Annotated in this window: 8 protein-coding genes; 3 read left to right on the top strand and 5 right to left on the bottom strand. The window is 45.4% G+C overall.

Translation table 11 applies throughout. The features are described from left to right. The 3 genes from QZ998_RS02315 to QZ998_RS02305 all read right to left on the bottom strand — a co-directional run. The coding region (locus QZ998_RS02315) for a DUF924 family protein (RefSeq protein WP_296557674.1) at nt 1-185 on the bottom strand (185 nt) is incomplete at its 3' end. 198 nt (nt 186-383) lie between these two features. Further along, nucleotides 384-1,538: a DUF924 family protein gene (locus QZ998_RS02310; protein WP_296557672.1), complete on the bottom strand. Its 1,155-nt coding sequence runs from the start codon at nt 1,536-1,538 to the stop codon at nt 384-386. Between the two features lie 68 nt (nt 1,539-1,606). Continuing rightward, the gene (locus QZ998_RS02305) at nt 1,607-2,929 is read right to left on the bottom strand and encodes a sensor domain-containing diguanylate cyclase (protein ID WP_296557670.1); all 1,323 of its coding nucleotides are present in this window, start codon (nt 2,927-2,929) and stop codon (nt 1,607-1,609) included. A gap of 228 nt (nt 2,930-3,157) precedes the next feature. On the opposite strand from QZ998_RS02305, the gene QZ998_RS02300 reads away from it, so the two are divergent. The 3 genes from QZ998_RS02300 (at nt 3,158) to QZ998_RS02290 (ending at nt 5,105) form a co-directional block, all read left to right on the top strand. After that, a complete protein-coding gene (locus tag QZ998_RS02300; protein ID WP_296557675.1) occupies nt 3,158-4,051 on the top strand; it encodes a cysteine synthase in 894 nt (297 codons plus the stop codon). A 191-nt stretch (nt 4,052-4,242) separates the two neighbouring features. After that, entirely contained in the window at nt 4,243-4,689 is a 447-nt protein-coding gene (locus QZ998_RS02295) for a LytTR family DNA-binding domain-containing protein (RefSeq protein ID WP_296557667.1), read from the top strand. Then, nucleotides 4,686-5,105 carry a hypothetical protein gene (locus tag QZ998_RS02290; RefSeq protein WP_296557665.1) on the top strand — a complete coding sequence of 140 codons (420 nt, stop codon included), beginning with the start codon at nt 4,686-4,688 and terminating at the stop codon, nt 5,103-5,105. The genes QZ998_RS02295 and QZ998_RS02290 overlap by 4 nt, the downstream gene beginning before the upstream one ends. Before the next feature lie 117 nt (nt 5,106-5,222). Here the strand turns inward: QZ998_RS02290 and QZ998_RS02285 are convergent, their stop codons facing one another. After that, nucleotides 5,223-5,690 (bottom strand): pyridoxamine 5'-phosphate oxidase family protein, encoded by a 468-nt coding sequence (locus tag QZ998_RS02285; RefSeq protein WP_296557662.1) that lies wholly within the window; start codon nt 5,688-5,690, stop codon nt 5,223-5,225. A 148-nt stretch (nt 5,691-5,838) separates the two neighbouring features. Beyond that, nucleotides 5,839-7,854: a M13 family metallopeptidase gene (locus QZ998_RS02280; RefSeq protein ID WP_296557660.1), complete on the bottom strand. Its 2,016-nt coding sequence runs from the start codon at nt 7,852-7,854 to the stop codon at nt 5,839-5,841. Nucleotides 7,855-8,093 lie beyond the last annotated feature (239 nt).

The raw sequence follows: 8,093 nt of genomic DNA, 5'->3' as shown, positions 1-8,093 counted from the left end.
CCCCATCGTAACGCAGTCTTGCAGCGATGGGGATAGCGGCCAAATTGATCGATGATCTGCTTGTGGATGATTTCGTAGGACAAGGTCGCGGGGATTCGTCTGCCCATTTTGACCTGATGATCAGCTTGCCTGATGTCTGCTCTTCTCAAAACCGGCAATTTACCAACAATTTTTCGTTTTGGCAATGTGCCAATCTGAAAATAGCACTTTTGAGGGGTATTTTTACAGGCGAGATGGGTTTATGAATAATTCGGGATATACTAATTTAAGTGTGACTAATATTTTGAGCGGCCAACGCTAAAGACCAGGCACTCAATGATACCCACTATAAATATTTTAAGCAGTAATTGGTTTAGCAAGTTTTGATTTGGCACTGGTCACTTTTAAAAACTGCTGCCCGGCTGTTTCAAAAATTCAATTTCTTCCGGCGTAGGTAGCCGCTGCAAGACTGCGTTACGATGGGGATAGCGGCCAAATTGATCGATGATCTGCTTGTGGATGATTTCGTAGGACAAGGTCGCCGGATCGCCTAGTGCCTCAAATAGCGGCAGGGCAGTCTGATGCATAGCAGCCGATTCTGAATGCATCAAGGGCATCAGGACAAACCGCTGCTGCGACTGCGGCAGGCGCGCAAAATCGGGATGACGGATCGCTTCCTGAGCCAGTATCAGAGCCATCCCATCCTGGGCAAAAGCCTTGTGATCATCACGGTTTAAGTTTCGCGAAAACTGATCCAGTAGGATGATTTCTGCCAGCCGTCCTTCGATGGTCTCCCGCCAGTCAGATAAAAGACCCTCGCAAGCGTCGCGCCAGTGATCATAAAAGTGTGCCCGAATGGCGGCATCAAAGGTGTCACTTTTTTCAAACCAGTAGGGTTGGTTTTGGGGATCAAACCAGAAGTCCAGCACCGCTTTCGCATCGGGATCGATTGCCTGTTGCGGCGAAGCAAAGACCTGGGCGAGAATTTGAGTCTTTAGGTCAGCACATGCCTGGTAAAGCGACAGCGACTCAGCCTGATATTGCTGGTGATAGTCGACGTCACCAATCAGCATCAGATTAACCGCAATGCCGGATTTGCAAGCGGCCGCCGCCGCCTCAGCCAAATAAGCCCCGCCAACCAGATCGCCTAACACCCGTGAAAAACTGCCACTGATGACTTTTTTTATCTGGTCAAGCAGACTGTGGCAATGCCTGAGCATCTCAATAAAGGGCGCAGTGGCGTCTTTCATCGCGGTTTCGTAAGCTTCCGGGTGATCGGCTTTATTTTTTGCGGCGACAATAACCTGACCATAGGCCGTCATGTCGGTATCGGCTAGTGCCAGACAGGCCTTTCGGATATCGGCTCCCAGGGCAAGCGACTCCGCTAGCAAGCGGTTTTCGCCCATTTTTTTGAGACTGCTATCACAGGACATTTCCAGCAGTGCCGCTGCCATCGCTACCGCCGTTGCTGCGGCACTGCCAGCCGCCGGCCCGGGAAAATCACAAACCGCCATTTTTGCCAGATAATCAGCTACTGTTAATTCACTAATGGTATACATTTTAATTCTCCAATCGATTTTTCGGATATTTTAAACGACTCATGATCTTAAGTTGCGCTTAGGCCTCGTCAGCCTTTTTCAAAAAACCAGAAGCCACCTTTGCCGTTACGTTTGATCTCATACATTGCTGCGTCGGCATTTCTTAGTAAGGTTTCCCGATCTGTGCCATGGTCGGGATAGCTTGCAATACCGATCGAAGCATTCACGTGACAGGCAATCGCATCGATCTGCATCACTTCTTGCAATACCGTATGAATTTTTTTGACCAGGCTAACAACACTATTTTTTCCTGCCACATTTCGAAACAGAATCGTATATTCATCGCCACCCATTCGCGCCACCGTATCGGATTTTCGGATGCATTGTGACAAGCGTTTGCCAGCAATGATTAACACCTCATCGCCAACCTCATGACCATACTGATCATTAATCGCTTTGAATCCGTCTAAGTCGATAAATAACAAGGCAAAGCCATGCTGATCCCGTTCGTTTTCGGCGATCAGCTGATCTAATCGTTCAAAAAATAACCGCCGATTTGGTAAGCCGGTTAATTTATCATAATTGGCATTTTTTTCTAATTCCAGCTCAAGTTTTTTACGCTGGGTAATATCGGCTGCCGAACCAACGATATTGCTGATCCGCTCGCCCTCCATGATCGGTGTTAGTGTTGTTAACCAAATCCGATCGCCCGCCGGTAAGCTTAGTTCTTCTTCATAGGTGATAGACGTTTTATGATCAAGACATTTTTGGTAATTTTTGGCAACGATATCGCCGAACTTCTGGCCGAGCAATTCTTGCGGGGTCTTATTGATAATATCTTCCAGCGAAATCCCGGTTTTACTTTGATGGGCAATGTTATTACGGACAAAACGAAACTCACCACTTTCTAAGACCTTGATTAAAAACATTGCATCTTGGGTGCCATTAAAAACGATTTCGTATTCTTTGGTTAATCTGGTAATTTCCTTTTCGGTTTCTTTTAAATCGGTTATATCGGTATGCGCTCCGAGCATCCGGATCGCCTTTCCGTTTTGATCTCGAATTGCTAAACCCCGACACCTGATCCAGATCGTCTTGCCATTTTTATGTTGATAGCGGACAATCTGGTCATAGGGGTGATTTGGATCGGCGCAGTGCTTTTCAAAATTCTTATTGGCAACTTCTAAATCTTCTGAAAAAATGATATCCTGCCATTCACTGGAGGCATGTCTTTTTTCATCCGGATGATAGCCCAGGGTTTCCCAAAATTTGGCGCTCATCCATTCATTTTCGGGCTTTTCTAAATCCCAGTACCAGATGCCATCCAGAGAACCTGATTGGATAAATTCAAAAATACTGGGATCGCGATTGAGCAATTCATATAATTCACGCTTTAAATAACTTTCTTCCATGGTGACCAATTACCTTTCGCATTAATCTATTCTAAGAATCACATTCAAGTGCCGGTTGACGGCTGTATTCGCCCCTGTCGGCAGAATTTTTAAATCTTATCTGAAGCGCGATTGCGACAGTTTTTTATCCATTTTTTATAAATGATTGTTTTTGACTTTATTTTTGTACTATAATAGTGGTATTCATTAATACGATCAACAGAAAGGATTACTTAATTGAAAACACGTATCCATAATAATATCTTAGAAACCATTGGCCATACCCCGATGGTGCGCATTAATCACTTAAATCCCAACCCCAATGTCGAAATCCTGGCTAAGTTTGAAGGCGTTAACCCGACTGGCAGCATTAAAGATCGGATTGCCCTTAAAATGTTGGAACAGGCCGAAGCTGAAGGTGTTTTAACCAAAGACAAGATCGTTATCGAACCGACTAGCGGCAATACCGGGATTGGTTTGGCGATGATCGCTGCCGTCAAGGGCTATCAGCTGGAAATCGTCATGAGTGAAGCGGTCTCGATTGAACGCCGTAAAATGATTCAGGCCTTTGGTGCGACCGTCACCCTGACCTCACCGACCGAAGGCACCGATGGCGCGATTCGCAAGGTGCGCGAATTAGTTGCCGCCAATCCCGACCGCTATTTTAATCCCGATCAATTTAGCAATCACTATAATAAGCTGGCTCACTATTCGACCACCGCCGAGGAAATCTGGGAACAGACACAAGGGCAGGTTACCCACTTTGTATCTTCTTTAGGCACCTCCGGCACCATTATGGGGGTTGGCATGGGCCTGCGCCGCCACAATCCTGATGTCAAAATTGTTGAAGCCCAGCCAGTCCTTGGCCATTACATCCAGGGTCTAAAAAACATGGACGAAGCGATTGTGCCAGCCATCTATCAACCCGAAGAGATTGACTTGCATATCATGGTTGAATCGGAGATTGCCTTTGATTTTGCCCGTCAAATTGTCAAAAAAGAAGGGATCTTTGTCGGCATGAGCAGTGGCGCCGCCATGTATGCCGCCACTGAGGTGGCTAAACAAATCGATACCGGTCTGATCGTGGTGATCTTCCCCGATCGTGGCGAAAAATATCTCAGTACCGATTTATTTAAACTGTAAGATTTAGGTGACAGGTGATATGGGGCCTTCTCATATCACCTGTTTTATTTTGCAAAATTGACCCCAAATGTATAACAGAGGTGCCAAAATTAGGCATTTTGCAAGAAACTAAAGGGATAGTGCAACAAAACGATAAAAACTGGTATTTAATAAAAAAATGCTTTAGTATATCAAGTATAGGAGGTGAACACATGAAACTGCTCTTTAAAAGCGATCCCAACATGGCTGTCGAAACGGCGCTTATTGTTACCCATCCCCAGGAACAGCAACTCAGACAACAGCTGGAGACAGTCATCACCAGCCATCAAAAAACGATCACCGCGCTTAATCCGGCTAATAACCGCAATATCCAGGTGCCGCTTCGGGCGATCCTGATCGTGGCATCGGAGGAGCGGCAGTGCAAGTTACGGCTCAACAGCGGTGAGCTGTATTTATACCCCAAGCGGCTAAAGTATGCGGAGGCCGATTTCATCAATGATGGTTTTATCCGGATCAACAATCAAACGATTGTCAATCTCAAAGCTGTCAAACAGTTTGCACCAACAACAAATGCCAGAATCGAAATAAGCTTAAGTGACGGTTCTACTTATTTTATTAGCCGGCATTACATTAAAAATTTTAGGAGGGCTCTATCATGATTAAAAATTTAAAACAATCGTTCTTTCAGGTCTTCGCGGTTAGCTCAGTCTGGATCACATTATTGCTGAGTATTTTCTTTAATGGCCAAACCATTGCCTTGCATTATCTGTGGAACTTAATCGGTATTTCTACTATTATCGCACTTTTATTTGGTGTCGTCTATAGCGGTTTGTGGAACTACCTGACCTTTAAACCTGTCACCAATATTCTGATCACGTCATTTTTGAATATTGCCGGTGGCTTAACCGCCGTTTGGCTGTTCTCAGCACAAATGTTTGCTTTTATCGCTCCGTGGATTCCCGGCATGCTGATCCTTTCTCTGATCCTGCATACCATTGCTTTCTATGTGTACGCAAGGTTCGATGCTAAGAAAAAAGCCAGTCAACTCAATGGCTTGCTAAAAAACCAGCAATAGCAGCGAGATGAGCTTAAGGATAATAGCAATACTGAAAAATATTTCGATGTAGTAAAATAAAAATCCGGTAGTTCAGGGTATACAGTAGCTCCTCTCGATCAAGTCCATCTATTCCGGTTAGTGCCGTTTAACCGAATACTGCTGCAATGCCACCGCGATCACCGTCGTCATCGCCACAATCCGCTGCTCAAAGGAAAAATCATCCCGGCCGGTCTGATGCTTCATAATATGGTTCAAGGCCTTAATTTTTTCAGCCTCATCGGTAAGGATGACGGCCTGTCCTTCACCAATCAAACTTTCAAAATTGCAGCTGTAGTCACAGCCGCTTTCGCCGGTGATCAGTTGGGTCATCCGATCCATTTCGATACAAACCTTATTATTCTTTGCTAACACCTCAAGTTTTCGGCCCTTTTTCGCACAATGCAGGTAGATGGTGATAACCGCTCCCGCTATCGTATATCCAAAGTTCAGAGGCACCACATAAGGCCTTCCGGCATCCACCATGCCCAGCCTTAAAACTTTACACCCGTTGACGATTTCTAAAATTTCTGTTTCATTCTTTACTTCACGTTCCGATCGTCGCATGTTACCTCCGATGTATCTTAATGATAAACTTTTCGCTTTTTAGACGTTTGATAACCTCAAAACAACCAACAATGATTGCTTTGAGTTCAGTACTAACAACCAGCAAAAATTCACATAGCGATTTCTGCTGGTTCGCCCCAGTGATAAATTATTGCGCTGTGTCAGTCTGCCAGATCGCCACCCGATCATCGGGGGCAACATACATTTTGTCACCTGCTTTAATCTCATAGACGTCATAAAATGCGTCGATTGAACTGAGCACTGCATTGACACGAACCGGCGCCGGGGCATGGACATCGGTCAGTAAATAATTCTTTTCGAGCGCTTCGGTCGTTAGCTTTGCCCAGATCGTTGCCCAATTGCTATAGACATCTTCCAGCGAATCGCCCTGTTTTTCGGCCACCGCCGTGACTGTCGTTAAGGCGCCCAAATCAGCAATGTTTTCAGACAGGGTCATGGTGCCATTAACCGGCTCGCCGGTCGAGATGGTATAGTTGTCGTAATAATCAATGATCTTTTGTGACAAGGCGTCGTATTTTTGATATTCGGCGTCTGTCCACCAGACCTTGTAATTGCCCTTCTCATCATATAAGGACCCGTTTTTATCAAAGGCATGACTGATTTCATGGGCAATCACGGCACCGATTCCGCCCAGGTTTTTGCCCTTACTTTGATCTTGATCATAATAGGGTGCCTGCAAGATCGCCGCCGGAAAGACGATTTCATTATTGGCCGGATTGTAATAGGCATTAACGGCCTGGGGGGTCATGTACCACTGGTCGCGATTGACACCTTTTTTATACTCATCAAATCCAAATTGTCGGGTCGCCTGCTTTAGTGCCAGCACATTAGACAGATAAGTGCCACCTGCGCCTGGCCCAATCACCTGGAGATAGTCGCCGATATTCGTCCACTGGTCGGGATAACCAATTTTTACACCCATGGTATCCAGCTTTAACGTGGCTTGCTGCTTGGTCTCGGGACTCATCCAATCCTGGGCGGCGATGATTAGGCGGTATTCGTCGATGATTGTCGCCACCATCGTTTTTAGATCCTGCTTGGCTTTTTCATCAAAGTATTTTTTGGCGTAAAGCTTTCCAAATTCCCATTCTAGCAGCTGTTCGACATTGTCAAAGGCCAGCCGCTGATCGCTTTTCTGCTCGGTTGAGCCATCCAGTTTCATGGCCATATCAAGTTTTAGATCGCGATAAGCAACCGGGGCATAGTCGGCCAGATTATTTAAAACAACAAATTTGGTATAGGCTTTTAGCACCGGCAGGTTTTCTTCGGTAAGCATCGCATTGATCTGTTTGGCCGCCTCCACTTCGAAGACCACGTAGTGATCGGCGCTGCCAAGCCCCTGGGCGGCGAGATACTTGGCCATGTCGATATTTCCGTAAAGCGCTAGCAGTTGATCATAGCTATAAACGTTATAGTAGTGATCGGGGTCGTAAAATTCATCGGGTGATAAGGCCTGTGCAGCGACGGTGCTGGCGAAGTCATAAATCGCCGCGGCATTTGTCTCGGCCTCCTTTTTATCCTCACCGCTGACCACCAGCATTTCGCCGATGTAGGTTTTATAGGCATCACAATATTCCTGCATCGAATCGTTTTCCATGTATTCTTTGCCAATTAAATCATCCATTGACTCAAAACCCACCATCAGGGTGTCCGAATTCATATCATCCTGATAATAACCATAAGGAATCAGGCTGGTCTCGCCGATAGCTGATAGTGCGATCAGCCCATCTAGGTATTGATCGAGGTTTTTTGCCGATTCAATCTGCTCAAGATAGGGTGTTAGGGCTGTTAGGCCGGCGGCATTGCGCTTGTCAAGGTCGATCGCGCAGGCATATAAATCGCTAATTTTCTGTTCACTGCTGCCCTGTTGATAGGCTTGGCCGCTGTTTGATAAGTCGCTAACAATCGCCTGCAGCTGGCTTGAGGTTTTTTCATTCAATTCATAGAAGTAATCCCACTCACCTTCAGTTGCGGGAATGGTCTTTTCCAGAAACAGGTCAGCATTCATAGCGCGATAATAGTCCTCTGAGACACTCGGTTTCGTCGTTTTTCCGACATTTGCATTGGCACAACCGGACAAACTGACCATCAATAATAGCGTCATCAAGAGGGCTATTTTTTGAACTGCATGTAAATTTTTCATTTATTCTCCTTTTGGGGGGATTATTTTTTTTGTGAAAGAGTACAAACCCTTGATTCAATTAAAAATTATTTAACTTTGTCATTTATAGTGTACTCAACTTTCCCAGCTCAAAAATACAGCTGAGCCATTACACATAGCCATTTAAACTTCTAAAAATATAGAAGTTGACAGAAAAATGCACCCAACGTCTGATATAATGTAGATGCAAACCAAACAAAAATCAGACAGGAAAGGTGCAT

Source organism: uncultured Acetobacterium sp. (assembly GCF_927416815.1).
In the GTDB taxonomy this organism is placed as follows: Bacteria; Bacillota; Clostridia; order Eubacteriales; family Eubacteriaceae; genus Acetobacterium.
This window is presented reverse-complemented; position numbering and strand designations above follow the sequence as displayed.

Bases quoted from the DNA above. Each gene is read 5' to 3' on its own strand.
- QZ998_RS02305 (WP_296557670.1), bottom strand. From the start codon at position 2,929: ATGGAAGAAAGTTATTTAAAGCGTGAATTATATGAATTGCTCAATCGC.
- QZ998_RS02290 (WP_296557665.1), top strand. From the start codon at position 4,686: ATGATTAAAAATTTAAAACAATCGTTCTTTCAGGTCTTCGCGGTTAGC.
- QZ998_RS02285 (WP_296557662.1), bottom strand. From the start codon at position 5,690: ATGCGACGATCGGAACGTGAAGTAAAGAATGAAACAGAAATTTTAGAA.
- QZ998_RS02280 (WP_296557660.1), bottom strand. From the start codon at position 7,854: ATGAAAAATTTACATGCAGTTCAAAAAATAGCCCTCTTGATGACGCTA.
- QZ998_RS02295 (WP_296557667.1), top strand. From the start codon at position 4,243: ATGAAACTGCTCTTTAAAAGCGATCCCAACATGGCTGTCGAAACGGCG.
- QZ998_RS02310 (WP_296557672.1), bottom strand. From the start codon at position 1,538: ATGTATACCATTAGTGAATTAACAGTAGCTGATTATCTGGCAAAAATG.